Genomic DNA, 25,825 nt, shown 5'->3' on the forward strand with positions numbered 1-25,825 from the left:
TTTGTTTAATCCTATTATTTTATGGCTGAAAGAGTAACAAACTTATCGTTGCTGGCAATAAGTTTTTCATTACCAAAAAGTCGTTTTAGCTTAATATGGTAACCTAATTGTCGGTTACCTATAATACGTAATTCACCACCATTCTTTAATGCTCTATGACTATCACGGAACATCTGCCAGGCAATATGATCCGTTGTCGCGTTTTGCTGATGAAAAGGCGGGTTACACAAAATTAAGTCAACACTATTAGGTTCTACGTCAGCTAAGCAGTCATTAATGACGAACTGACATTGCGCTAACTGCTCAGGTAAATTTTGACTGATATTAGTCTTGGCAGAAGCGACAGCCATATAGGATTCATCAACAAAAGTGATGAAAGCTTCAGGTTGTTGTGCTAATACAGTTAAGCCTATAACGCCATTGCCGCAGCCTAAATCAATAACCTTTGTACCCGCATTTACTTCAGGAAGATTTTTCATAAAGTGACGAGCACCAATATCAAGCTTTTCACGGGCATACACGCCAGAGTGATTACTGATAGAAAACGGTGTGTTTTCTAAGGGCCAAAGAGTAGGAAAAGGTGAAGCAAATATTTGTGTATTATCAAGCTGAGAAAAGACTAAACGTGCCTTTTTTACCGCTAAAGATGTTTTTGTTGTGCCTAAATACTTTTCAAATAATTTTAATGTTGAGCTGTGAATATCTTTAGCTTTATCCGCAGCAACAAAAATAAGTTTCTGATTATATTTAGCCTTAATAGCTAAAAGTTGATCAATCATTAGCGATTTACTTTTAGGTATTTTGTATAACACAACCGTTATATTCTCTGGCAGGTTATCTAAGCTACTTAATTGGCTAATATTTTCAAGCGATAAACCATTTTGTTCAATATTATATTGTAAGCCTTGATTACTGATCCAAGAGTCGGAAACGGTTGTCACGTTTGCCTGAGTAAAATTAGCGGTAATCGCACCAAAACTATCATTGAAAATTAATAAGTTGTGATGACTATCAGCTAAATTTTGTTCATTAACATAATTGATCAAATATTCGTCGGCTGCATCCCAAGCAACCAATGCTCGGTTAACTTGGCCAACAGGGAATCGGTCTAAAAAAAGGTTCTTGTCGTAAACGCCATCCGCGTTGACAATAAAAGGGCTGATCATAATGAAGAGGTTCGATTTTCACCTAGAAGAATGTCAGCTATTGTGACAAAATATAGGTAATTGAGCCAGTGATAGTTGTGATGAGTTGTTAAAAATTATTTTATAAATAAGATGAAAAATCTTTTATCAACAAAGCCAACTGTTTACTCGCTATTTAGGCAAGTTAAATTTATATAGCCATCCAGACTGATGGTATATTCACGGTAATAAACTAAAATCATTCTACCTCTAGAAAAAAATGTCAGGGATATAATAATGACCATTGAAGCTGTAATTGAACAAAAACTTCTGTCCGCATTTTCTCCAATACATCTCGATGTTATTAACGAAAGCCATCAACATAATGTTGCGCCAGGCAGTGAGTCTCATTTTAAGGTGATCATTGTTACGGATGACTTTATTGGCGAGCGTTTAATAAAACGCCACCGTGCTATTAATTCACTACTTTCAATAGAGCTCGCTGAAAAAATACATGCTTTAGCACTTCATACTTATACTAAAGATGAGTGGGATAAGTATTATGCAGAGAATACTCCGCTCTCACCTAAATGTTTAGGAGGCGGGAAAAAGTCGGCATAATTTATTGAATTAACCCACTGTAAAACACTAATTAGCATTGTTAGTGTTTTTACATGTAATCTTCCTCTGCGTCATCATTGTATTCACTTCTCGTTAATTACCAATATTTATTCTTCTTTACTCAAAAGGTAAATAACAATTAATATGGTTTGAAAACTTTAGTTAAATCATCATGTGAAATTACTTAAACTTCCACTCGAAGTGATGAAAACGTTAAACGTTAAACGTTAAATTCTTGGCGTATTAGCTGAGCAAGCAAGAAATAACAGTGTCTATGTTAAAATAGGGGGTTGGGTTAGCGCGTTTTTAGAGAACAACGCAGTATAATCGCTAATATTAAAAACATAATATCAAAATGAGAGATGCTTTTCTTATTGATTTAGAGTTCAAAGAACTACTGGTCATACCTCATTTTTCTTTCAGCAGCGTAAACTATGCGGCAATTTTTGAATTTATGTCGTAATAAATATTGAATAATGGCTAAATCGCCAAGTCGTTTGGTGATAAAAATAGTATTAATTAAAAGGTCTTCTTATGGTTATCAAACCTAAAATTCGTGGTTTTATATGTACAAATGCACATCCAGCCGGTTGTGAAGCTCATGTTCACGAGCAAATATCTTATGTGAAATCTCATCAACAAGCAGATGCTAAACCGAAAAATGTTTTAGTTATCGGTGCTTCTACGGGTTATGGTTTAGCTTCTCGTATTACCGCTGCATTTGGTAATAATGCTAAAACATTAGGTGTTTTCTTCGAGAAACCACCTACTGAAAAGAAAACAGCTAGTGCCGGTTGGTATAATACGTCAGCCTTTCAAAATTCAGCAGAGGCCGCTGGCCTTTGGTCAAAAAATATTAATGGCGATGCGTTTTCACATGAAATAAAAGCTAAAGCGATTGAAACCATCAAAGCTGAATTAGGTGAAATTGATTTGATTGTCTACTCGCTTGCTTCACCTCGTCGTACTGATCCCGATACCGGTGAAGTTTATTCTTCAACGCTTAAACCTATCGGGCAAAGTGTAACCACTAAAAATTTAAATACCTCAAAGCGTGTTATTGATGAAATCTCGGTGGAAGCGGCAAACGAAGCTGAAATACAAGGCACCATCGATGTAATGGGTGGCGCTGACTGGGAATTATGGATTAAGGCATTGCATGAAGCGGGTGTTCTTTCTAAAGGTTTTAAATCAGTAGCTTATACATATATTGGTAAAGAGTTAACGTGGCCAATATACGGCAAAGCAACCATTGGTAAAGCGAAAGAAGATTTAGACCGTGCAGCAGCAGCCATTAATAATGCAACGGCTGAGCTCAAGGGGGAAGCGCATGTGACTTCATTAAATGCAGTGGTTACACAGGCAAGTTCAGCGATACCTATTATGCCACTTTATATTTCAGCAATGTTTAAAGTGATGAAAGCTGATGGCACCTATGAAGGTTGTATTGAGCAAATTCAGAACCTATTTGTTGATAATATATATAGCAAAACTCCACGTTTAGATGATCAAAATCGTTACCGTCAAAATCATAAAGAGCTAGAAGAGAGTGTTCAGCAACGAGTAACTAATATTTGGAATACCGTAGATTCCGATACAATTGACGAATTAACTGATTATGTTGGTTATCATCAAGAGTTTTTGAAGTTATTTGGCTTTAGCATTGAAGGTGTCGATTACGAAGCGGATGTAAATACAATGACAGAAATTAAGCATCTTTTATAACGGTTAAGTTGCATTATTAGATATTAGTGCTAACTAAAAAAGCCGACATAAAATGTCGGCTTTTTTCGCCATTATAAATTATTTGCTTGATAAATGAGCGAAATATAAAATATTCAGCTAAATTGTAATTTAAAGTAACAGAGATCGTAGATAGCCTTAGAGTTTTTGTGTTAAAATCGCGCCAGAAATTTTAACTTAGAGCCAGTGGGTCTTTTTATTTTCAAGCAATTATTGTTGTTGCTAAAAAAGAAGTACTTACTGAAATACACTAAAATCAATAATTTCCTTACCTATCAGACTTCAGTCACGAGTGATCGTAAAAGAGTTTAATTACGTAAGTAACTTTATGGTTTTGATACTCCCATCAAAAGTAGTGCATGTGTTTATGATTACAATAAAAAAAGGTCTGGATGTTCCTGTCGTTGGTTCTCCCCAGCAGGTAATCCATGATGGCAACGCCATCAAAACCGTTGCAACATTAGGTGAAGAGTTTGTGGGTATGCGACCAACCATGTTTGTTAAAGTGGATGATCGTGTCAAAAAAGGTCAGGTTCTTTTTGAAGATAAAAAGAACCCTGGCGTTAAATTCACAGCTCATGTTGCCGGTGTTGTTAAAGAAATCAATCGTGGTGAAAAACGTGTTTTGCAATCAGTCGTTATTGAAATTGACGGCGATGAGCAAGAAACTTTTACTTCATACGCGGCTAATGAACTTAGCTCAATAAAACGTGAAGACGTTGTTGCTAACCTTGTTAATTCAGGTTTGTGGACAGCATTACGAACACGTCCTTTTAGTAAAGTTCCCGCTATTGATTCAACGCCCACCGCCATTTTTGTTAGTGCTATGGATACTAATCCACTAGCCGCTAACCCTGAAATGATTATTAATGAACAAAGTGAAGCCTTTAAGAATGGTTTAACTGTACTTTCTCGTTTAACGACTGGTGAAGTGTTTGTTAGTAAAGCCCCTGGTGCAAATATTCCTGTAGAAGCTAATGTACAAGTTAATGAATTTGCAGGGAAACATCCTGCGGGTTTAGTGGGTACACACATGCATTTCTTAAAGCCAGTAAGTGCTGATAAGTCTGCATGGAGCTTAGGATATCAAGATGTTATCGCCTTTGGTCAACTGTTTCTCTCTGGAGAGTTAAATAATACGCGTATTATTTCACTTGCTGGTCCTGCCGCTAAGAACCCTCGTTTAGTGCGTACTATTTTAGGTGCTAACACCGACGATTTAATTGCTGGTGAATTTACTGACGGTGAATTACGTGTTGTTTCTGGTTCTTTACTTTCAGGAGCAAGAGCAAAAGGTGTTCACGCTTATTTAGGTCGCTACCATGTGCAAATTTCGTTGATTTTAGAAGGTCGCGAAAAAGAGTTTATTGGTTACATGTACCCAGGCCCTAATAAGTTCTCGGTAACACGTGCATATATGTCTCATTTCTTCCCGAAGAAATTATTCAATATGACCACAACAACTAACGGTAGTCCTCGTGCCATGGTGCCAATTGGTAACTTTGAACGTGTGATGCCATTAGATATTCTCCCAACAATGTTATTGCGTGATTTATGTGCCGGCGATACAGACAGCGCGCAGCAACTTGGTGCTTTAGAGCTTGATGAAGAAGATTTAGCCTTATGTACATTTGTTTGCCCAGGCAAAACAGATTATGGCGTTATTCTTCGTGAATGCCTAACCACAATAGAGAAGGAAGGTTAGACATGGGCTTGAAAAAGTATATTGAAGATATTGAACCGCAATTTGAAAAAGGCGGTAAGCTAGAAACGTGGTACGCTTTATACGAAGCGGTAGCCACTGGTTTATTTACTCCAGGTCAAGTGAACAAAGGTGCTACCCACGTTCGTGATAGTATTGACTTAAAACGTATCATGATCACGGTATGGTTAGCTGTTTTCCCTGCTATGTTTTTTGGTATGTACAACATTGGTTTTCAAGCAGCTGACGCTTTAGCTGCTGGTTATGCTTTACCAGATACTTGGCAAGTAGGCTTGTTCGAATTCCTAGGAGGTAGCTTATCGGCTGACTCTGGTGTCTTCGGCATGATGCTTTATGGAGCAATGTTCTTCTTACCTATTTATGCGACTACCTTTATCGTTGGTGGCTTCTGGGAAGTTTTATTTGCTTCAGTGCGCAAGCATGAAGTTAACGAAGGTTTCTTTGTTAGCTCAATTTTGTTTGCCTTGATATTGCCTGCAACAATCCCATTATGGCAAGTTGCTATCGGTATTACTTTCGGTATTGTTATCGCTAAAGAAATATTTGGTGGTACAGGTAAAAATTTCTTGAACCCTGCGCTAGCGGGTCGTGCATTCCTATTTTTTGCTTATCCAGGCGAACTATCAGGCGATGCTGTTTGGGTTGCTATTGATGGTTACTCAGGTGCGACACCATTAAGTGCAGCAGCAGCAGCCATTCCAGGATCGGTTGATTTTGCAATCAATACTAACTGGTGGAATGCCTTCTTGGGCTTTATCCCAGGTTCTATGGGTGAAGTATCAACAGCTGCTATTTTCCTAGGTGGTGCATACATTCTGTATAAAGGTATTGCTTCGTGGCGTATTGTTTTAAGTGTTTTCGCCGGTATGGTGTTCACTTCATTACTGTTTAACAGTATTGGTAGCGATACTAACGCAATGTTTGCTATGCCATGGTACTGGCATTTAGTCACAGGTGGTTTTGCTTTTGGTATGATGTTTATGGCTACTGACCCTGTCACTATGTCTTTTACTAATACTGGTAAATACTGGTTTGGTGCATTAGTTGGTGTAATGGTTGTACTCATACGTGTAGTTAACCCGGCATACCCTGAAGGAATTATGTTAGCTATTTTATTCGCTAATTTATTCGCCCCTCTTTTCGACTATTTTGTTGTTCAAGGGAATATCAAACGGAGGCTCGCTCGTAATGTCTAGTAATAAAGAAACTCCAATTAAAACAATCGGCTTTGTGTTTTTAGTTTGTCTGGTTTGTGCTGCGTTAGTCTCTGTTGCTGCGATTAGCTTAAAACCATTACAACAAGCTAATAAACTACTTGATAAGCAAACTAAAATTCTTGAAGCTTCCGGCTTATTAGAAAAAGCAGGTACTGATATTGTTGGTACTTACAACAAGTATGTTGTTGCTAAAATGATTGACCTAGATTCAGGGAAAATTATTGAAGGTAACACCGATATATTTGACGAACGTGCAGACGCTCGTGATACCGCTAAAAGCTCAAAGCTTACTAACGATACCGCGGGTATTAATCGCCGTGCTAACCGCGCTGTTGTTTACTTAGTTAATAATGAGCAAGGTCAGCTAAATACTTTGGTTTTACCTATTGTTGGTTCAGGGCTGTGGGACTTAATGTACGGTTATATTGGTTTAGCGCCAGATTTAAATACCGTTCGTAGTCTTATTTATTCTGACTTAAAGGAAACTCCTGGTTTAGGCGCTGAAGTACTTAACCCTAAGTGGAAAGCTTTATGGCCAGGTAAGCAAATTTACAATGATAGCGGTGAAGTGGCTATTAAAGTGATTAAAGGTGGTGCTAAAGCCGGTGATGTTCACGGTGTTGACGCATTGTCAGGTGCTACCTTAACCAGTAATGGCGTGCAAAATACTTTACATTTTTGGTTAGGTGAGCAAGGTTATGGACCTTTTATTACTAAATTCCGCAGTGTTGCTAGCGAAGGAGAGATGAACTAATGTCTTCAGATACTAAAAAAGTACTATTTGGACCTATTGTAGATAACAACCCTATCGCTTTACAGGTACTAGGTGTTTGTTCTGCTCTAGCGGTAACCAGTTCAATGGCAAACGCTTTGGTTATGACCATAGCGGTAATGCTAGTTACTGGCTTTTCTAACTTTTTTATCTCACTTGTTCGTAATCATATTCCATCAAGTGTGCGTATTATTGTGCAAATGGCGATTATAGCGTCATTAGTCATTGTGGTTGACCAAGTGTTAAAAGCCTTCTCTTATCAGTTGTCGAAAGAGTTGTCAGTTTTCATTGGTTTGATCATTACTAACTGTATTGTAATGGGCCGTGCAGAAGCCTTTGCTATGAAAGAAAAGCCGGGTGTTAGCTTTTTAGATGGTATTGGTAACGGTTTAGGTTACGGCGCAGTTTTGATGGTTGTTGCTTTTTTCCGTGAATTATTTGGTTTTGGTGAGATCTTTGGTATTGAAGTATTTAAATTAGTTCAAAACGATGGTTGGTACCAAGGTAATGGCTTATTAGTCTTACCATTTAGTTCATTCTTCATTATTGGTTTAATCATCTGGGCTGTACGCCAGTGGAAACCAGAACAAGTAGAGAAGGATTAGCCCCATGGAACATTATTTAAGTATTTTTATTAAAACCATATTTATTGAGAATATGGCGTTAAGCTTCTTCTTGGGTATGTGTACTTTCTTAGCGGTGTCTAAGAAGGTAAGTACAGCCATTGGTCTGGGTGTTGCGGTGGTCGTGGTATTAGGTTTAGCTGTTCCAGCTAACCAAATTATCTATCAAGCTATTTTAGCTCCAGGTGCTTTAGACAGCATGATGGGTATTACTGAGCAGAAAGATTCAATTGATTTAAGCTTTTTATCATTTATTACCTTTATCGGTGTTATTGCCGCTTTGGTACAAATTTTGGAAATGATTTTAGATAAATATTTTCCTGCTTTGTATCAAGCGTTAGGTATATTTTTACCTTTAATCACTGTTAACTGTGCAATTTTTGGTGCGGTATCTTTCATGGTAGCGAAAAACTTAACTTTGGGTGAAAGTGTTGTTTACGGCATTGGCTCTGGTGTTGGTTGGATGTTAGCTATTGTGTTATTGGCCGCCATACGCGAAAAGATGAAATATTCTGACGTGCCAGACGGTTTGAAAGGTTTAGGTATCACGTTTATCTCCGCAGGATTGATGGCTTTTGGCTTTCTTTCTTTCGGTGGTATTTCACTTTAGGCAAATATCGGTCTAAGTGACTTATTACCAAAAGTAATTTGAGCTTAGGCCCTAGATAATTTAAGGAAAAGTCGATGGAAATCATTCTCGGCATATCGATGTTTACCGCGATAGTGTTAGCATTAGTTTTAGTGATTTTATTTGCTAAATCTAAGTTAGTCTCTTCAGGTGACGTAACAATTAGTATAAATGGCGACCCAAATAAATCAGTAGTAACAGCTGCTGGTGGCAAGCTTCTTGGCGCTTTAGCAGACCAAGGGATTTTTATTCCTTCTGCATGTGGTGGTGGTGGTACTTGTGGTCAATGTCGTGTTGACGTGCATTCAGGTGGTGGTGATATTCTGCCAACTGAAACTGGTCATATCACTAAGCGTGAAGCTAAAACAGGTTGTCGCTTAGCCTGTCAAGTTGCTGTTAAACAAGACATGGTCATTGAAGTAGAAGATGAGATCTTTGGTGTTCAACAATGGGAATGTGAAGTTATCTCTAATGATAACCAAGCCACTTTCATTAAAGAACTTAAGCTTCAAATACCTAATGGTGAATCTGTTCCGTTTAAAGCCGGTGGTTATATTCAGATAGAAGCACCAGCTCATCACGTTAAATATAGTGATTTTGATATTGATGAACAGTACAAAGGCGATTGGAATCATTTTGGCTTTTTTGATGTTGAATCAAAAGTTGATGAACCAACGTTACGTGCATACTCAATGGCTAACTACCCTGAAGAAGAAGGCATTATTATGCTTAACGTGCGTATTGCTACGCCGCCTCCAGGACGTTTACATTTACCAGCAGGTAAAATGTCATCATATATTTTTAGTCTTAAGCCTGGCGATAAAGTCACGATTTCTGGTCCATTTGGCGAGTTTTTCGCTAAAGAAACAGATAATGAAATGGTCTTTATTGGTGGTGGTGCCGGTATGGCGCCAATGCGTTCACACATTTTTGATCAACTTAAACGTTTACAATCTAAGCGTAAAATGTCGTTCTGGTATGGTGCTCGCTCTAAGCGTGAAATGTTCTATGAAGATGATTACAACGGTTTAGCCGCTGATAATGACAACTTCAAATGGCATGTTGCGTTATCAGACCCACAAGCTGAAGATAACTGGGAAGGCATGACAGGTTTTATTCATAATGTACTTTATGAAAACTATTTAAAAGATCATGAAGCACCAGAAGATTGTGAGTACTACATGTGTGGTCCTCCAATGATGAATGCTGCCGTTATTCATATGCTTAAAGACTTAGGCGTAGAAGACGAAAACATCATGCTAGATGACTTCGGCGGCTAATCGTTTACTTTAACTTGCCTACTGGCTTTATTTCGTCGTCGGCTGTGCTCATTGACTAACGTCAACTCCGCGCAGCCTTCTCGAACTAAAGGCAATATACAGCGTTTAAATTAAACAATGATTCAATGAATGAAAGCTTCAAATAAAAGACGACTCTTGTCGTCTTTTATTATTTATATAAGACGTTTTCGGTAAACGATTTACATAAATAATAAATTTATGGGTATTGAAATGATTAAATCAAAAGTAATAATTCTCGTGTTTACGCTGATTTTTTTAGCGGGATGTTTTCCAAGCAGTGACTTGAGTAAGCAAGAAGTTCTGCTGCAAGGTCGTACTATGGGCACCACTTATAATATTAAAGTCGTGATTAAAAATAATGCGGTTGATACTCAACAATTACATACTGGCATTGATGCTTTATTGGTGCAATTAAACCAAGAAATGTCTACTTATATAGACGACTCTGAATTATCACGGTTTAATAAATCGACATCACTGGCGTCGGTTGAAATATCTGTAGGTTTAACGCGTGTTATTAAAGAGGCAATTCGTTTAGGCCAATTAAGTGAAGGCAAGTTAGATGTTACAGTAGGCCCATTAGTTAATTTATGGGGTTTTGGCCCAGAATATCGTCCCGATACTATTCCAAGTGATGAAGCTTTGCTTGCAGCACGTCAAAGAATAGGACTGGCAGAGTTGACCTTAACAGGCAATAAACTCTCTAAAAAAATACCGAACCTATATGTTGATTTATCAACCATAGCTAAAGGTTATGGTGTTGATTTAGTCGCTGAATATTTAGAAGAAAAGGGCGTAGTTAATTATCTTATTGAAATTGGCGGAGAAATGCGAATTAAAGGCTTTAAGCATACTGGCGAGCTTTGGCATGTCGCTATTGAAAAACCTATTCAAGACCCGACGGGAGAACACCGCTCTATTCATCAAGTCATCATACCAAAAAATAATGCTGTAGCTACCTCTGGTGATTATCGTAATTATTATGAAGCTGATGGGCAACGTTTTTCACATATTATTGACCCCAGTACAGGTAAACCTATCAATCATAAGTTAGTTTCAGTAACGGTTATTCATCCGTCTTCGATGACGGCTGACGGTTTGTCAACAGCCATGATGGTTATGGGTGAGGAAAAGGCGATAGCTTTTGCTGAGGAAAATGATATTGCCGCTTACATTATTGCCAAAACCGATCATGGCTTTGTTGAGCAAAGCACGGTAAAATTCATGCAATATTTGAAGTAATGAGTAATCACGAATTACTGTTTATATATTTTACATTTTCAAGAAAGTAGTAGGTTAATTTTATGATGATTTTTATGATCACTTTAGGTTTTTTTCTTGTCGTTGTTGTTGCAATGTCAGTGGGTTATATATTTCAGCAGAAGTCTTTAGCGGGCAGTTGTGGTGGTTTATCGTCGGTGGGAATTGACAAGTCGTGTAATTGTGACAACCCTTGTGATAAACGCAAAGAACGAGAGCGTATTGCTGCAACTAAAGATAATATGATTGATATAAAAAATATATAATGTATCAATATCCTAATTTTACTTTCAGTAAAACAATAAGTATCTGCTCCCATGCAGATACTTTCTACAATATTTTAAATAATCCTCAGCGAGTATCGTTTAAATAACGTCCTTGTGCACTACACTAGCCGACTTGAACCTAATAAACTAACGACACAAAATATTACTAAATCTTATAGCTGGTTCGGTCTCTAAAATTTGAGATAAGGGGCAAAACGGCTTTATAACCATTTAAGGTTCTATAGCGACAGTCAGTTTTACCTTAAATCTTATTCAAGTAAGCCAAAATAATCATGTCAATAGTTTGAACTTTCAGTTCGTTAGGGCCTAATACCCATGTAAATCATGTTAATTTAATCTTGTGGACTACTTTAGCCTTTAATGCTCGAAATACTATTGTATGCCTTATAGTAAGTACATTGTGCTAACTAAGCCGCACAATCAGTTTGATCGTTATGATAAACATCGTATGATTTATTTTGTCATATTTTTTATTACTGGGCATAATTATTGCTTTAATTACTATTGGTATATGTTGTTAAGATGACGAGTGCCCAGATAACATATTATTTTCAATGATATTTATGATTGTCATTGTTGATGTATTCTATCGTGAATTAATTTATAGTAAATTCATTCTACGAAAATGAAAGTTTATTGCTTTCATTTTACTGCTTATAATAAGTGTTACAACAAAGAACTCAAAGTGTAAATGACTACAGATTTTTCGAAGTACCAAAAAATAGTTGAACAGTTTCGCGGTAATGTTTTAAAAAGTGATTTTGAAACAAATTTTTCCGCGATGACTCAGCATATTCCTAAAACGGAGCGCTTCTTGTTAAAAATGGAGCTTAAGCGTTTAGCTGCGCCATGTACGCGCCTCATTGACTTACGCGGGCATGTTGATGGCGAATGTCGCTCATTTGAACATGACGACAGGCTTCACTTCCTCGATGATATTGCAATTAAAGTTTATCAAGAAAATATCACTTTTTATAAAGGGTATACTTTTGGTGTTTATGAAGCGGTAATGAATACCGAAAATAACTTTCGTGTTATCTATCAAAAAGAAAAAAGTAATACCAGCAAACCTTTAAAAACTGAAGCAGCTAAGGTGTTCGATAAAGCTCAGTACCCTGCGAATTTGTTTACTTTTGGCCCTTATTATAATCGCAGTGAAGAGCGGATGAACTTCGCTATTACTCTAGATATACTGCTAGAAAATGATAAAAAAGAATATGAATGTACAAGTTCCGATATTAGTGTAGAAGGGATTAAATTCCGCTTTAACTTTCCAAATAATATCACGGTGGGGCAGCCTATAAAAATTCGCTTTAGAGGTCTGGAAGATGAGTTTCAATTTGGCCACGAAAATAATTTTCACTTTGAAGTAAAGAACATTCAACAACTTGATAAAACCCAATTAATAGGTTGTACGAGAGTTTATTCAAAAGATAAAGCATTGGATGGTTTTCAAAAGTTTTTACAGGGGTTTATTCAGGGGAATAAACGCCGTTATAAAATTAATTTAGATAACACGATAAATGCGATCCAATCGCGTAGTTTTGAGCAGTTTTCTTTACCTAAATTGAATGAATTACCTCTATTTATAGAAGATAAAAACGGTGAGTTTTTACCGCGTTATGCACTCACTTGTCATAATAATCAATCAACTTTTCAATATTGGCAAGACGAAAATCGCCACTCTACGTTGTACTGTTTAATTAGCCCAGAACGTATATTAAGGATGAAGAATACCCATGCACTAGGTAAATCGTTACTGGTCTATAGCTTTATTCACAAAAGCCAAGGCAAATATTTCTTTTATACTGCTGACACACAGCAATTAAATGACGACAGTGACTTTAAAAAACAGTTTTTGGGTTTTGCTGCGTCAAAAACAAGCTTTGCAATTACACAGTTAACGATTATAGATGTTGATATAGATAAAGCTCATTCACCTCTCACGTTATCAAATACGTTATCTAAAAATAATGAATACCTAAACCTACCTATTCCAAACGATGCAATAGAAACGCTTAATAACTTGCCATACATCGTTGTAGCCGTTGATGTGACCAATAAAGTTGCCACTAATCAGTATCAGCAACTTTCATTTGAAAACATTGATACAAGTCGTTTAAAGAACTTTGGTCATAAACGTCTAACATTGCCGTTGTTGATGGACGAAGTTGGAATTAACTATAAAAATCAGCGACAAGAACCAAGATTTAAATATTCGACACCGGTTGAACTTGATATAGAAGGCGTTCGCCGTGGCGGTAAATCTCATGATTTCTCTATTTTAGGTCTGAAACTTGAGCTTGATAAACCTTCTCTGTTAACTAAAGGAGACGTAGTCTACTTAACTTTCCCAGGACTACAAAAAATCACCTCGGCTTTTGACTTAAAAGTACTTCCTTATGAAGTTATGCGTATCAATAAAAATAAAAACATTCTTAATCTACGCGTTTATGTTCAAAAGCATCAACATATGGGGCGAGCGTTTTTTAAAGCATTAATCTCCAAAAATCGTGATAAATTAACCCCCGATGAGTACGCATTGATGATACCGGGCCTTGCTAAAGCATTGCGCAACGTCTATAGCGGGAGTTTAACTATTCCTTCCTTAATGGTACAAACCAGTGGGAGTCGATATAAATTCGAAGCTATTGTTTGTGGCACGATAAAAGATAAATTACTCCCTGTGATGCAGCAGTTAAGCGACAGAAGGTCAATCTACAATCTATACCCAATATTGAATAATTTAAAAGCTACCACGGCTATGACGTCATCATTGAAAAAAATGCAAGCTGATGATCAACCCGTATCAGAGATTTTATATATTGCGATTAATCTTGATAATGAAATCATTGATCAAGCAGTCACCACTAAAACATCCAGCGAGTTAGAATCGCCGATGTTGCAGCGGATGTTTATTTCTAGAGCGCTCAATCGTGGTTTATTCTTTTGTGTCCAGATGAAGCTTTCAAGAACTGATGAGCCTGATATGGATCATTTAAACCCAGAATTAAGCTATATCAGCTCTTATGCTATACACCGTGGCAAACAGATTGAGCAAGATATTTGGAGTGTAGCAGGCATAATCCAATTACACGATATTACCCAAGAAACTTTAGTGAGGCATGAGCTGTTATCTTAATTGTTAAAATCGCTTTATGCTAACCAATGCAAAAGGCAGTCAAGACCATCAGTATTAATGGCACTGTCTGCTTTTGCTAATACCAGCGGTTTAGCATGAAATGCAACACCCAAATGCGCAGCAGCCATCATTACTAAATCGTTTGCTCCATCACCCATGGCGACAGTTTGCTCTTTGGGTAAGTGATATTGCTTTTGCAAAGCCACTAAGCAGTCAGCCTTGGCTTGTGCATCAACAACATCACCTAAAACTTTACCAGTCAACTTACCATCAATGATTTCTAAGGTATTCGCGTGGGCAGCATCAAGCGCTAGCAAGTCTTTTATATGGTTCGAAAAATAAGTAAAGCCTCCTGAGGCAATGGCAATTTTCCAATCATGACTTTTTAATACCGTTACAAGCGTTTCCAGTCCATTCATCAGCGGGATGTGCTTTGCTACTTCAGCTAAAATACTTTCTGGGGAGTCTTTTAATGTTGCCACTCGTTGATGCAAACTTTGCGCAAAATCAAGCTCGCCTAACATGGCAAGTTCAGTGACTGCTGCAACTTGCTCACCTACACCAGCGAGAATTGCGATTTCATCAATACATTCAATTTCTATGGTAGTTGAGTCCATATCCATAACCAAAATACCTGGCTGTGATAATTTTGGCGCATTTTCAATCAGTGCCGCTTCTATTTTATGCTCTAGTATAAAGTCGACTAAACTCTCACGTGCAGTCGTTAAGTGTTGGCACGTAACTATAAAGCGATAACTCGTCAGATTATTTCGTATATTAATCGCATTTAGCGCCGAAACGGATAGTTGGCATTTCATGAGTAATTGGCTAAGCAGGCCAAGACGAATATTACTAAAAACGATAAGTTCAAGCTTTTGTAGCGTTTGGTTACTTTGCTCACGACTTTCTTTACTGCCTGCTATTGCTGCATAACGTTCGTCAATTCGCCAACAATTATCTTCAAAAGAGGCAAAGCAAGGCAAGTACTTATCTGATCCACCATAAGGAATGAACTCAGCTAAGCTAAGTTGTTGAATATGCTCAAGAGGAAAATGTTGGATAGCAATCGACACAGTATAACCTTTTTAGGTGAATTATAGTTTTAGCGATTATTTTCAATGAATAATGCTATAGTATAAAAATGAACGTAAAGATAAAATCAATATATTTGCAGTGCTTATGACACATACACAACAGCCTTTATACCCTAAATTATCATCTATTTATAATAAAATAATGCAATTAGCTATAGCGATTGTGTTTATTGTTGTGCTGATGAATTTATGGATTTATAGCCAAGCCAAGAATAAGCAAAGTATTGATCAACATTTTTACGATGTAGGTCAGCAGTATTTACAACAAGCTTCAGCTGGCTTATCGGTATTAACTTCAGAAGTTAAAACGAAAGAAAGTCGGCAATTATTACAAAATTATGTAGATGAACTTCAAAAAGCTGAGGCTGTAAATGAAATTCATCTTTATGACTTATCGGGACAATTAATTATTAGTAGCCAAAATGCTAAAAGTATCAGAGCACTTTTTGGCTTATCTGAAAATAAATTAAATAAGAGTAAAATTTCCGTGCCTTTCGTGAGCGAAATCCGTAAAGACGCATTAGTTGGTTATGTACGCTTAACCTTAGACAAAACCTATTTAACGACTAAATTATTAAAAAATAATGATCAACAGTTTACTTTATTACGGTTAATGATGATTATTGCTGGCGTGGTGGGATTTTTACTTACTCGCGGACTCAACCGCTTTAGTCGTCAGGGTTTTAGGCTAGATGATATGGATAAAAGACTTAATTAATACGGTTTTTATCGTTAAGCTGAAACAGTGTTGAAATGTTTCCCTCAATTTTATCGGCTATCACCTCTGAGCTTTCTTGTCGTAATTCGACCAATTTATTGAAAACGTTAACAACACGCAACGGCGAATTATTTTCCCCTTGGAAACCATTGAGTGGCATTGAGGGGGCATCTGTTTCTAGTACTAAACTACTCAAGGGTAAGCGCTTAATGGCCTTAATCGTTTTCTCTGCTCTGGGGTAGGTGATTGTACCACCGATACCTAATTTAAATCCTAAATCTATATATTGGCAAGCTTGTTGGTAACTCCCCGAAAACGCATGAATAATACCGCCACGTGCAATTTTTATCTGCTTTAACAGCGTTATTGTTTCGTTATGTGTTCTTCGGTGGTGAACAATAATTGGCAGTTGATGCTGTTGTGCAAGATAAAGCTGAAATTCGAAAAATAGATTTTGCTGGTTAAAGTTATCTTGTTGCTTTGCTATTACACTATCTAGGCCAGCCTCGCCAATTGCAATAATACGTGTTTTATTTTCCAAAACTTTTTGCGCTAATTTATCAAGATGCTGTTGTTGTAAGCCAGCTAAAAACCAGGGGTGAATACCTAAACAAGAAAAAACTTTACAGCCACTAAGTGGTTGTTCTTGGATATTATTGGCTAAAGCTAAAACGCTTTCCCAGTTGTCGGGCGCTATAGCAGGAACGATAATTTGATGGATGTTTTTTTTAGCACATAGCGCCAGTAATGAAACCGTTGAGGAAATACCTTTTGCGTTAAAGGCTTCAAAATCTAAGTGGCAGTGGCTATCTGTAAATTTCATAAGATAAAGCGACCTATTATCTTAGCTTTGCAGCTCTTTTTTCTAACGCTTCAAGTACGTTTTCTAATTTGAAGTGTTCAATAAATTTTGGCTCTGGTTGCTGTTCTCTGAGTAACATATCAGCTAAATAAACAGCCTGTGCGATACCAAATGATTTCTTTAATAACTTTTCTGGGCAGTGATGCATAACCACAGCTTCAATTAAATGATAAGAAAAGCTCCACATATGCAGCAGGTATCCGCCAACATGATTATGATCAGTACCAAATACCTTTTGTTCTAAGGCATTGTTATTTGCACTTTGAACACGGTACTGAAAATATTTTTTTGTTAACTTTGGATCCATTTCAAATAATACAATTTTACCAATGTCATGTAATAACCCAGCAAGCAATGCGTCTCGTTTAAGTTCAACTTTTACCATCGAAGCGGCTAAACGTGCAGTCGATAAGCAGTGTAATTGTTCTTTAATTAATGAAAAGTCAGGAATGTTAGGTTCATAAGAAAAAAGTTCAGCGGTCATAACAATACAGCACAGTGTTTCAAGCCCCATGCGGGTGATGGCTTCAGTGATATCGTTAATTGGTTTACCTTGGTTCATAAATGAACTGTTGGAAAACTGTAACACTTTAGCGGCTAATGCAGGGTCTTGAGAAATTATCTCAGATACTTTTTCTGAGTCAGTATTGCTCTCTTCTAAAATGGCATTGAGCTGTAAATATACTTTCGGTGGACTTGGCAATGTTTTAACTTTAGCTACAGCTTTAATAATGTGATCTTTAGTGATCGCTTTATTTTCGTCGCCAACCGCCGTAATGGTTTGATGAATACTCACGATATTAAGTGGCAGAGCAAAAGTGTAATGGCAATAATTTCCCGCTTGAGCGCTAAGATGAGCCTCTGCTTCTTTGTCATTAGTAATAGCTACTCGGATCATCGTTGGGTATTTTAGAGATATTGCTTTAAGTAGTTCTAAGCCACTTATTTTTCCTAGATTTAAGACACTGATAATAGCGTCAAATTTATGCTGTTTTAATGCTTTTAAGGCATGTTTAGCATTATCTACATAAGCTGTTTGGCAAGGGCCGTCATAAAATGCTTGTTTTAGTGCCAAGAGTGTTTGGTCTGTATTATCAACGATCAGCACTTTCATTTATTCACACTTCCTATTCTAATATTTACTCTGTACTCAACGTATTACTGCTATTTTGCAGAACCCCTGAATATTCAAGGGGAACTGTCTTCTTCAGTTTTAGCTAAAGTTACATGCGTTCCATGACTTCAATGCCAAGAATATCTAAACCTTGTTTTAACGTTTTCGAAATATTTAAACAAAGTGCTAATCTAGATTTTTTCACTGCTTCGTCAATACCTTCTTTAAGGATGGGGCATGCTTCGTAAAAGCTCATGTATAAACTCGCTAACTCATATAAATAATTACACAATAAGTTAGGGGTAGATTCGCTGATAACCGAGTCTACTACTTCTTCGAGTTGGAGTAATTTTAAAGCTAACGCTTTTTCTTGTGGTTCGATAATAGTGATATCAGCGTTGAAGTTTTTTTGTTCAATTTGTGCTTTATTAAAGATACTTTGAATACGCGAGTAAGCATATTGTAAATAAGGTGCGGTAGAGCCTTCAAAACTTAGCATCGTTTTCCAGTTAAATATATAGTCGCTGGTTCTATTTTTAGATAAATCAGCAAACTTGACTGCTCCAATACCTACTTTTGTTGCAATTTCATTGAGTTGTTTATCAGAGTAATCAGGATTTTTTTCTTTGATGACTTCTTTTGCCCGAATAACGGCTTCGTCAAGTAATTCTGCTAATTTGATCGTACCACCGGTACGGGTTTTAAATGGCTTACCATCGTCACCCATCATCATGCCAAATGGGCAATGATCATAGCCGACATGTGCCGGTAATAGTCCTGATTTTCGCGCAACAATTTCAACTTGTTTAAAGTGTAAACTTTGACGAGCATCAGTAAAAATAATAATACGGTCAGCTTTTAGTTCATTGGTACGGTAGCGACAAGCAGATAAATCGGTTGTCGCATATAAATAACCACCACCCGTTTTTTGAATAATAAATACCGGTGCATCACCGTCTTTATTTGCCATTTCATTAATAAAAACAACTTTGGCACCTTCACTAACTTCAGCAATACCTTTGGTCATTAGCTCTTCAACAACCGTGGGTAAATCATTGTTATAAGCACTTTCACCCATTATATCGTCACGGGTTAATGTTACGTTAAGTTTCTGATAAATATCTTCACTGTGGGCAATAGAAATATCAATGAATAACTTCCACAATACTAAACAATCTTTGTCGCCGCCTTGAAGCTTTACAACATAGTCACGCGCACGGTCAGCAAAGCCTTCTTCGTTATCAAAACGAATTTTTGCTTCACGGTAAAAGTTTTCTAAATCAGAAAGGGCAGTTTCAGCAACTTCGTTGGCATTAAGTTTGTCGCTTAAATGCGCTAATAACATACCAAATTGTGTGCCCCAATCGCCCATATGGTTTTGACGAATGACTTTGTCACCACGAAACTCTAAAGCGCGCACAACTGCATCACCAATAATGGTTGAGCGTAAGTGACCGACATGCATTTCTTTGGCGAGGTTGGGTGCTGAATAGTCAACAACAACGGTTTTTGCTTGATCTTCAGCAGTCGTTCCCCGTTGCGTTACGCCCAATTTTTCATCATTTGCCATTTTAGCAAGTTGAGCGGCTAGCCAATGTTTGTCTAAATGAATATTAATAAAACCAGGACCAGCTAATTCAATATTGTCAGCAATGCCTTCAAGATCTAGGTGTTCAACAACTTTAGTCGCTAACTCACGAGGGTTTGTTTTTAGCTTTTTCGCTGCACCCATAACACCATTGGCTTGATAGTCACCAAAGTTAGGGCGACTTGAGAGGCTAACCGCTGGGTTAGTGCCTTCAGGCAAACCAGCAAGCACCATAGCCGCTGATACTTTTTCACTTAATAGTTGTTTAATATTCATAAAATAAACTCTTTCTCATGGTTATTTGACTCAATATTGGCATCAATGATACTCACATGCGGTGCATGCTCCGTGTCATTTCTTTAATCTTGAGCCAACTAACTGCGAGAAAGGCGTTATTTCGCAGTTAGTCATATTATTTATAATTAATCTCATTTGATTAAGTAGAATGCTTTTTAACAAGGCGTTTATTCTTTTTTAATTGGGAGTTTAGTTTACTAAATGACCGAAAAAAAGAATAAATAACGCAGTTAAAATGACATTTACGACATCAAATTTAGTGTTCTCGGGTTTGGTGGAACTGGATGTCTGGATGACGCTCTTGCGCCAAATTCAAATTCACCATAGTCGGGGCAATATATGTTAAGTTGTTACCACCATCTAGCGCTAAATTGTCATAGGCTTTTTTACTGAATTGTTCTAAGGTTCGTTCATTATCACACGTACACCAGCGGGCCGTTGCCACACTTATGGGTTCGTAGATAGCGTCAACTTTATATTCAGTTTTTAAACGCTGTACCACCACTTCAAATTGCAATACACCTACCGCGCCAACAATCATCTCGTTTGAGTTAAATGGTCTAAAGACTTGCACTGCACCTTCTTCTGAAAGTTGGATCAAGCCCTTTTGTAATTGCTTCGCTTTTAACGGATCGCGTAAACGAATACGGCGGAACATTTCAGGGGCAAAGTTTGGAATACCACTAAACTTCATCATTTCGCCTGAAGTAAAGGTGTCGCCAATTTGAATACTACCGTGATTATGTAAACCAATAATATCACCCGCGTAGGCTTCTTCTACATTTGAACGGTCACCCGCCATAAAGGTTACAGCATCAGCAATTTTTACATCTTTGTTAATGCGTACTTGGCGCATTCTCATGCCTTTTTCATATTTACCTGAGCAAATACGCATAAAGGCAATACGGTCACGATGTTTTGGATCCATATTCGCTTGAATTTTAAAAACAAAGCCAGTGAACTTTTCTTCTTGGGCGGTAACTTCTCTAACGTCTGTTAAACGTGGTAAGGGTTTTGGCGCCCATTTAGTTAAACCGTTAAGCATATGGTCAACACCAAAGTTACCCAAGGCAGTTCCAAAAAATACTGGTGTGAGTTCACCCTTTAAAAATTCTTCTAAGTTAAACTCATGTGAGGCGCCAGAAACGAGCTCTAACTCTTCGCGTAAATCATCAGCATAGGTACCAATGACTTTGTCTAATTCCGGGTTATCAAGCCCTTTGATAATTCTCTCTTCTTGGATCATATGACCAAGGCCTGACTGATATAAAAATATCTCGTCAGTTAAAATGTTATAAACACCTTTAAATTCTTTACCCATGCCAATTGGCCAAGTAATAGGCGCACATTTTATTTTAAGAATCTCTTCTACTTCATCCATTACTTCCATTGGATCTCGTACATCGCGATCCATTTTATTCATAAAAGTAATAATGGGTGTATCACGTAAGCGAGTAACTTCCATTAATTTAACCGTACGTGCTTCAACACCTTTAGCAACATCGATAACCATTAAACACGAATCGACCGCGGTGAGAGTTCGGTAGGTATCTTCGGAAAAGTCTTCATGGCCTGGTGTGTCGAGTAAGTTGACCAAGCAGCCGTTATAAGGAAATTGCATGACAGAGGTTGTAATAGATATACCACGCTCTTTCTCCATTTCCATCCAATCAGATTTTGCATGCTGACCTGATTTCTTACCTTTAACAGTCCCGGCTCTTTGCAAAGCTTGACCAAAAAGTAATACTTTTTCAGTGATGGTGGTTTTACCCGCATCAGGATGGGAGATGATTGCGAAAGTACGTCTTAGATTAACTTCATTAGCCTGTAGCGTTGTCATGTTTTAAAAGTTCTCTTTGGTGTACATGCTAATGCACATAAACAATTTTCTTAAAGTCCTTGGGATCTTCTAATAATCCCATAATTGGCGCGCATTGTACCATAAATATGAAAAGCCGCATCAGGGGACTGTCTTTAAATAATGATTTTTATTAATAATATTTATACTAATTTTAACTTTTAAATTTTTTTTATCAGCCATAAACCATTTTTCCGTAAATAAAGGAGATTTGCGTATGCAGAAGGTTAAGTCGTTAGGTAAATAGACGTGTTATTTAAATACTTGATCAAAATCAATATCCAATATGAGCAATGCTGTAAATTGAGTTTGTTCGCTGCTTTAACAAAGCGACTATATAAAATTTCAAGGTGATACCGTGGACTTAGCAAGAAGAAATTTTTTTAAAGCAAAAAAACTAACCACAACACCAGCAGTTCGGTTGCCATGGGTGATTAACGAAGTCACTTTTATTGATGGTTGCACACAATGTGGTGACTGCATAACATCTTGCCCTGAAAACATTATTAATAAAGGTGATGGCGGTTTCCCTGAAGTTAATTTTCTATTGGGTGAATGTACCTTTTGTCAGCAGTGTGTCGAGAGTTGTCAGCAAAATATTTTTATTGAATCTGGTCTTATTGCTTCAAGTAATGCTTGGGATTTAGATATATCAATTAAGAGTGATTGTTTGGCGGCTAATGGAGTCTTTTGTCAAAGCTGCCAAGATAGCTGTGAAACTGAAGCTATCTCTTTTAAGTATATCAATTCATCCGTACCACAACCCCATATTACGCTGAACGATTGCACAAGTTGTGGCGCCTGTGTGGCTATTTGCCCGCAATCATCCATTCAATTAAAACCCAAAAATTCAGCAGAAGAACAATCTGCAAATACCAATAGGAGAGTTATATGAGTGCTCTTGAACAAATGATTTGGAATATTCTAGGTTATTCATCGATGCCCGTTATTTTTTTAGCCGGCTTTGCCGGTACCGCACTAGTTGCTATCGCACTTTTAAAAATGTTAGGTGTTAAATCTGTAGGGGAAGAGTAGTGATAAATCTATTAGAAGAATCCATTAATATTGCGGGTGTACTTTTTGTTGCTCAGTCAAGTAACACTGAGGAAGTGGCTAAAGAATTAGGAAAGTTCCCTGGGGCTGAAGTGCATGAAATTGCCGATAATGGCTCTATGGTAGTAACCATAGAAGAGAACGATTTAAACAGAGGTGAAAAAGGCAAAGGCCTTATTAACACCATAACAGATATGAGTAATTTACCGGGCGTGGTCTCATCATCATTGATTTTTCATCATAATGATTATGGATTACCACAACATCAGGGGATAAAGGTATGACATTAACAAGACGCGATTTTATAAAAGCAAATGCAATTGCAGCAACGGCTGTAGCGGCTGGAATTGCTGTACCTACTTCAGCTTCAAACCTGATCACTAAATCGTCAGATACAACCATAAAATGGGATAAAGCCCCTTGTCGTTTTTGTGGCACAGGTTGTAGTGTGCTTGTCGGTACACAAGAAGGAAAAGTCGTTGCTACTCAAGGCGACCCTCAGGCAGAAGTGAACAAAGGCTTGAATTGTATCAAAGGCTACTTTTTATCTAAAATTATGTACGGTAAAGACAGATTAACTCAGCCTTTACTGCGGATGAAAGACGGTGTTTATGCTAAAGAAGGTGAGTTCACGCCGGTAAGTTGGGATACTGCCTTTGATGTCATGGCTGAAAAGTTTAAAGCGGCTTTAAAGAAAAAAGGACCAACTTCTGTCGGTATGTTTGGCTCGGGTCAATGGACCGTTTGGGAAGGTTATGCCGCTTCAAAATTAATGAAAGCAGGCTTTCTAACCAACAATCTTGATCCTAATGCGCGTCATTGTATGGCATCTGCTGTTGGTGGTTTTATGCGTACCTTTGGTATCGACGAACCTATGGGCTGTTACGATGATTTAGAAGCTGCGGATGCGTTTGTACTTTGGGGCTCTAACATGGCAGAAATGCACCCCATTCTATGGTCGCGTTTAGCTGATCGCCGTTTAAGTCACCCTCATGTAAAAGTTAACGTATTATCAACCTATAAGCATCGCAGTTTTGAACTTGCTGATAACGGTATGATTTTCACACCGCAAACAGATTTAGCGATATTAAATTTTATTGCAAATTACATTATTCAAAATAATGCCGTGAATGAAGACTTCATGAAGAAGCATGTGAATATTCGTGAAGGCGTTACGGATATTGGTTATGGTTTACGTCCTTCTCATCCATTACAAAAAGCGGCTAAAAATCCTGATAGTGGTGCCTCAACACCGATGAGTTTTGAGGACTTTGCTAAGTTTGTAAGCACTTATACGATTGAGTACACCTCTAAGCTTTCGGGCGTATCAGAAGCTAAGTTATTAACGCTAGCCAAGCTTTATGCTGATCCTAAAGTGAAAGTGACTTCATTCTGGACCATGGGCTTTAACCAACATACGCGTGGTGTTTGGGCAAATAATTTAATGTACAACGTACATTTGTTAACTGGCAAGATATCAGAGCCGGGTAATAGCCCGTTCTCATTAACGGGTCAACCGTCAGCGTGTGGTACAGCACGCGAAGTAGGTACTTTTTCACATAGATTACCCGCTGATTTAGTGGTGAAAAATCCTAAACATAGAGCAATAGCTGAAAAAATTTGGAAATTACCCGAAGGTACCATTCCACCTAAACCAGGCTTTCATGCGGTTTTGCAAAATCGTAAGCTTAAAGACGGCGAATTAAATGCTTATTGGGTGATGTGTAATAACAATATGCAAGCAGGGCCCAACATTAATGAAGAAGGGATCCCAGGTTACCGTAACCCTGAAAACTTCATCGTTGTTTCAGACCCATATCCAACGGTAACAGCCCAAGCTGCTGATTTAATTTTACCCACGGCTATGTGGGTAGAAAAAGAAGGCGCTTATGGTAATGCAGAGCGTCGTACGCAATTTTGGCATCAACAGGTGAATGCGCCAGGTGAAGCACGTTCAGATTTATGGCAAATCGTTGAATTTTCCAAACGCTTTAATATTGAAGAAGTATGGCCTGAAGAACTACTTGCTAAGAACCCAGAATACCGTGGTAAAACAATGTACGACGTGCTTTACGCTAACGGTAACGTAGACAAGTTCCCGATGAGTGAATCTAAAGGGGATACTAACTTTGAAGGGGATTACTTTGGTTTTTATATTCAAAAAGGTTTGTTTGAAGAATATGCGACCTTTGGCCGAGGACATGGTCATGATTTAGCCCCCTTTGATCGTTATCACGAAGAGCGTGGTCTTCGCTGGCCAGTCGTTGATGGTAAAGAAACCAAGTGGCGTTTTCGTGAAGGACATGACCCTTATGTTGAAAAAGGCAGTGAAGTTCAGTTTTATGGTCACAAAGACAAGAAAGCGATTATCTTTGCTTTACCCTATGAGCCTGCCGCAGAATCACCCGATGAAGATTACGACTTATGGTTAAGTACTGGTCGTGTACTTGAGCATTGGCATTCTGGCTCTATGACCGCGCGAGTTCCTGAACTTCATAAGGCCTTCCCTGATGCAGTGTTATTTATTCACCCTGATGACGCTAAATCACGAGGCTTACGCCGTGGTGATGAAGTTCTCATTGAGTCTCGCCGTGGTGAAGTAAAATCAAGGGTTGAAACCAGAGGGCGTAATAGACCACCCAAAGGTTTGGTGTTTATGCCTTGGTTTGATGCAAAACAATTGGTTAATAAGTTAACCCTAGATGCTACCGATCCTTTGTCTAAACAAACTGACTTCAAAAAATGTGCGGTAAAAGTGAAAAAAGTCACTGTTTAGAACTGATTAAATTTATGTAACCTA

At 37.8% G+C, this 25,825-nt stretch carries 22 protein-coding genes; 16 read left to right on the forward strand and 6 right to left on the reverse strand.

The genetic code is table 11. The features are described 5' to 3' along the window. Positions 1–14: 14 nt before the first annotated feature. Entirely contained in the window at positions 15–1,166 is a 1,152-nt protein-coding gene (locus H4J39_RS05060; RefSeq protein WP_182226276.1) for a methyltransferase, read from the reverse strand. 255 nt (positions 1,167–1,421) lie between these two features. Here H4J39_RS05060 and H4J39_RS05065 point away from each other — a divergent pair, with 255 nt between their 5' ends. The 11 genes from H4J39_RS05065 (at position 1,422) to H4J39_RS05115 (ending at position 14,441) form a co-directional block, all read left to right on the forward strand. After that, on the forward strand, positions 1,422–1,745 hold the full coding sequence (locus H4J39_RS05065; protein WP_182226277.1) for a BolA/IbaG family iron-sulfur metabolism protein: 324 nt from the start codon (positions 1,422–1,424) through the stop codon (positions 1,743–1,745). Between the two features lie 534 nt (positions 1,746–2,279). Beyond that, positions 2,280–3,470, forward strand: a complete 1,191-nt coding sequence (fabV, locus tag H4J39_RS05070) for an enoyl-ACP reductase FabV (protein ID WP_182226278.1) — start codon at positions 2,280–2,282, stop codon at positions 3,468–3,470. A 385-nt stretch (positions 3,471–3,855) separates the two neighbouring features. Further along, the gene (locus H4J39_RS05075; RefSeq protein WP_182226279.1) at positions 3,856–5,193 is read left to right on the forward strand and encodes a Na(+)-translocating NADH-quinone reductase subunit A; all 1,338 of its coding nucleotides are present in this window, start codon (positions 3,856–3,858) and stop codon (positions 5,191–5,193) included. A 2-nt stretch (positions 5,194–5,195) separates the two neighbouring features. Continuing rightward, positions 5,196–6,407, forward strand: coding sequence for an NADH:ubiquinone reductase (Na(+)-transporting) subunit B (locus H4J39_RS05080; RefSeq protein ID WP_182226280.1), 1,212 nt, complete (start codon positions 5,196–5,198; stop codon positions 6,405–6,407). Then, entirely contained in the window at positions 6,400–7,182 is a 783-nt protein-coding gene (locus H4J39_RS05085) for a Na(+)-translocating NADH-quinone reductase subunit C (RefSeq protein WP_182226281.1), read from the forward strand. The genes H4J39_RS05080 and H4J39_RS05085 overlap by 8 nt, the downstream gene beginning before the upstream one ends. Continuing rightward, positions 7,182–7,805 (forward strand): NADH:ubiquinone reductase (Na(+)-transporting) subunit D, encoded by a 624-nt coding sequence (locus H4J39_RS05090; RefSeq protein WP_070376016.1) that lies wholly within the window; start codon positions 7,182–7,184, stop codon positions 7,803–7,805. Before H4J39_RS05085 ends, H4J39_RS05090 begins: the two co-directional genes overlap by 1 nt. Before the next feature lie 4 nt (positions 7,806–7,809). After that, positions 7,810–8,433, forward strand: a complete 624-nt coding sequence (gene nqrE / locus H4J39_RS05095; protein ID WP_182175777.1) for an NADH:ubiquinone reductase (Na(+)-transporting) subunit E — start codon at positions 7,810–7,812, stop codon at positions 8,431–8,433. Positions 8,434–8,507: 74 nt separating this feature from the next. Next, a complete protein-coding gene (nqrF, locus tag H4J39_RS05100; protein ID WP_182226282.1) occupies positions 8,508–9,731 on the forward strand; it encodes an NADH:ubiquinone reductase (Na(+)-transporting) subunit F in 1,224 nt (407 codons plus the stop codon). A gap of 231 nt (positions 9,732–9,962) precedes the next feature. Then, on the forward strand, positions 9,963–10,994 hold the full coding sequence (locus H4J39_RS05105; protein WP_182226283.1) for an FAD:protein FMN transferase: 1,032 nt from the start codon (positions 9,963–9,965) through the stop codon (positions 10,992–10,994). A gap of 62 nt (positions 10,995–11,056) precedes the next feature. After that, complete coding sequence (nqrM, locus tag H4J39_RS05110; protein ID WP_182226284.1) at positions 11,057–11,278, forward strand: (Na+)-NQR maturation NqrM; 222 nt, start codon at positions 11,057–11,059, stop codon at positions 11,276–11,278. 712 nt (positions 11,279–11,990) lie between these two features. Then, positions 11,991–14,441, forward strand: a complete 2,451-nt coding sequence (locus H4J39_RS05115; protein ID WP_182226285.1) for a PilZ domain-containing protein — start codon at positions 11,991–11,993, stop codon at positions 14,439–14,441. Positions 14,442–14,455: 14 nt separating this feature from the next. Here the strand turns inward: H4J39_RS05115 and serB are convergent, their stop codons facing one another. Then, entirely contained in the window at positions 14,456–15,514 is a 1,059-nt protein-coding gene (gene serB / locus H4J39_RS05120) for a phosphoserine phosphatase SerB (RefSeq protein ID WP_310649717.1), read from the reverse strand. A 106-nt stretch (positions 15,515–15,620) separates the two neighbouring features. Here serB and H4J39_RS05125 point away from each other — a divergent pair, with 106 nt between their 5' ends. Continuing rightward, positions 15,621–16,253 carry an AhpA/YtjB family protein gene (locus H4J39_RS05125; protein WP_182226286.1) on the forward strand — a complete coding sequence of 211 codons (633 nt, stop codon included), beginning with the start codon at positions 15,621–15,623 and terminating at the stop codon, positions 16,251–16,253. Here H4J39_RS05125 and H4J39_RS05130 read toward each other — a convergent pair. The 4 genes from H4J39_RS05130 to prfC form a co-directional block, all read right to left on the reverse strand. After that, positions 16,246–17,076 carry a TatD family hydrolase gene (locus H4J39_RS05130; RefSeq protein WP_182226287.1) on the reverse strand — a complete coding sequence of 277 codons (831 nt, stop codon included), beginning with the start codon at positions 17,074–17,076 and terminating at the stop codon, positions 16,246–16,248. The two genes, H4J39_RS05125 and H4J39_RS05130, sit on opposite strands and share 8 nt — an antisense overlap. A 16-nt stretch (positions 17,077–17,092) precedes the next feature. Further along, entirely contained in the window at positions 17,093–18,229 is a 1,137-nt protein-coding gene (locus tag H4J39_RS05135) for an HDOD domain-containing protein (RefSeq protein ID WP_182226288.1), read from the reverse strand. A gap of 109 nt (positions 18,230–18,338) precedes the next feature. Beyond that, complete coding sequence (gene argS, locus H4J39_RS05140) at positions 18,339–20,093, reverse strand: arginine--tRNA ligase (RefSeq protein WP_182226289.1); 1,755 nt, start codon at positions 20,091–20,093, stop codon at positions 18,339–18,341. A 277-nt stretch (positions 20,094–20,370) separates the two neighbouring features. Next, a complete protein-coding gene (gene prfC / locus H4J39_RS05145; protein WP_182226290.1) occupies positions 20,371–21,954 on the reverse strand; it encodes a peptide chain release factor 3 in 1,584 nt (527 codons plus the stop codon). 376 nt (positions 21,955–22,330) lie between these two features. On the opposite strand from prfC, the gene napF reads away from it, so the two are divergent. Genes napF through napA form a run of 4 tightly spaced genes read left to right on the forward strand, consistent with a single transcriptional unit; the run spans position 22,331 to position 25,801 of the window. Then, positions 22,331–22,867, forward strand: a complete 537-nt coding sequence (napF, locus tag H4J39_RS05150; protein ID WP_182226291.1) for a ferredoxin-type protein NapF — start codon at positions 22,331–22,333, stop codon at positions 22,865–22,867. Then, a complete protein-coding gene (locus H4J39_RS05155; RefSeq protein ID WP_182226292.1) occupies positions 22,864–23,007 on the forward strand; it encodes a TIGR02808 family protein in 144 nt (47 codons plus the stop codon). The genes napF and H4J39_RS05155 overlap by 4 nt, the downstream gene beginning before the upstream one ends. After that, positions 23,007–23,309, forward strand: a complete 303-nt coding sequence (locus H4J39_RS05160; RefSeq protein WP_182226293.1) for a chaperone NapD — start codon at positions 23,007–23,009, stop codon at positions 23,307–23,309. The genes H4J39_RS05155 and H4J39_RS05160 overlap by 1 nt, the downstream gene beginning before the upstream one ends. Continuing rightward, a complete protein-coding gene (gene napA, locus H4J39_RS05165; protein ID WP_182226294.1) occupies positions 23,306–25,801 on the forward strand; it encodes a nitrate reductase catalytic subunit NapA in 2,496 nt (831 codons plus the stop codon). The genes H4J39_RS05160 and napA overlap by 4 nt, the downstream gene beginning before the upstream one ends. Positions 25,802–25,825: the final 24 nt, after the last annotated feature.

This window comes from Colwellia sp. Bg11-12 (assembly GCF_014076955.1).
Lineage (GTDB): Bacteria > Pseudomonadota > Gammaproteobacteria > Enterobacterales > Alteromonadaceae > Colwellia_A.